This is a genomic window from Geodermatophilus sp. SYSU D01176, from assembly GCF_054050015.1.
On the sequence record NZ_JBJGYN010000113.1, the window covers coordinates 1 to 1312 of the forward strand.

General features: G+C 72.2%; 1 protein-coding gene. It reads left to right on the plus strand.

Going from position 1 to position 1312, the window contains the following annotated elements; genetic code table 11:
* Positions 1–17 precede the first annotated feature (17 nt).
* On the plus strand, positions 18–1312 hold a 1295-nt coding region (locus ACI78Z_RS24955; protein WP_457039227.1), incomplete at its 3' end, for a UDP-glucose dehydrogenase family protein.

A 1312-nucleotide genomic window follows, 5' to 3' on the forward strand; every position in this document is an offset into this window, starting at 1 on the left:
TCATGAGGGTCTCGGTCGTGGGTTGCGGCTATCTGGGTGCGGTGCATGCGGCGTCGATGGCGGAGTTGGGTCACGAGGTGGTGGGGATCGACGTCGACGAGCGCAAGGTCGCGGCGTTGAACGAGGCGCGGGCGCCGTTCTACGAGCCGGGGTTCGAGGAGTTGCTGGCGCGGACGCTGGCCACCGGGCGGCTGCGGTTCGGCACCGACATCGCCGGGGCGGCCGGTGCGCGGGTGCACTTCGTGTGCGTCGGGACGCCGCAGAAGCGCGGCGAGTACGCCGCCGACCTGCGGTACGTGGAGGCTGCCGTGGAGTCGCTGCTGCAGGTGCTGGCGCCGGGGGAGCTGGTGGTGGGCAAGTCCACCGTGCCGGTGGGGACGGCGGGGCGGCTGGCGGAGCTGGTGGGGGAGAAGGTGCCCGGCGCGCTGCTGGCGTGGAATCCGGAGTTCCTGCGTGAGGGCTTCGCCGTGCGCGACACGCTGCACCCCGACCGGCTGGTCTACGGCGTCCCGGCCGGGCCGGACGCCACCAGGATCGTGGCCCTGCTCGACGAGGTCTACGCCCCGATCGTCGCGGCCGGCACGCCGCAGGTGGTCACCGACCACGCCACCGCGGAGATGGTGAAGACGGCGGCGAACTCGTTCCTGGCCACGAAGATCAGCTTCATCAACGCGATGGCCGAGCTGTGCGAGGCCACCGGCGCCGATGTCAAGCAGCTCGCGGATGCGATCGGCTACGACGATCGGATCGGGCGGAAGTTCCTCAACGCCGGGCTGGGCTTCGGCGGGGGCTGTCTGCCCAAGGACATCCGGGCGTTCATGGCCCGGGCCGGGGAGCTGGGGGCGGATCAGGCGCTGACGTTCCTGCGCGAGGTCGACAACATCAACATGCGTCGCCGGATCCGGATGGTGGAGCTGGCCCGGGAGGTGTGTGACGGGTCGCTGCTGGGCAAGCACATCGCCGTGCTGGGGGCGGCGTTCAAGCCCGATTCCGATGACATCCGCGACAGCCCGGCGCTCAACGTCGCGGCCCAGTTGCAGCTGCAGGGTGCGGACGTGCGGGTGACCGACCCGGCCGCGATCGACAACAGCCGCCGGCTGTGGCCGCAGCTGGACTACGCCGACACCCCGGAGGAGGCCGCCGCGGGGGCCGATGCTGTCCTGGTGCTCACCGAGTGGCGGCAGTACCGGGAGCTGGACCCGGTCGCCTTCGGCCGGGTCGTGGCGCAGAAGCGGGTGCTCGACGGCCGCAACGCCCTGGACCGCGAGGCGTGGACCGCCGCAGGCTGGACCCACCGCGCCCTCGGCCGCCG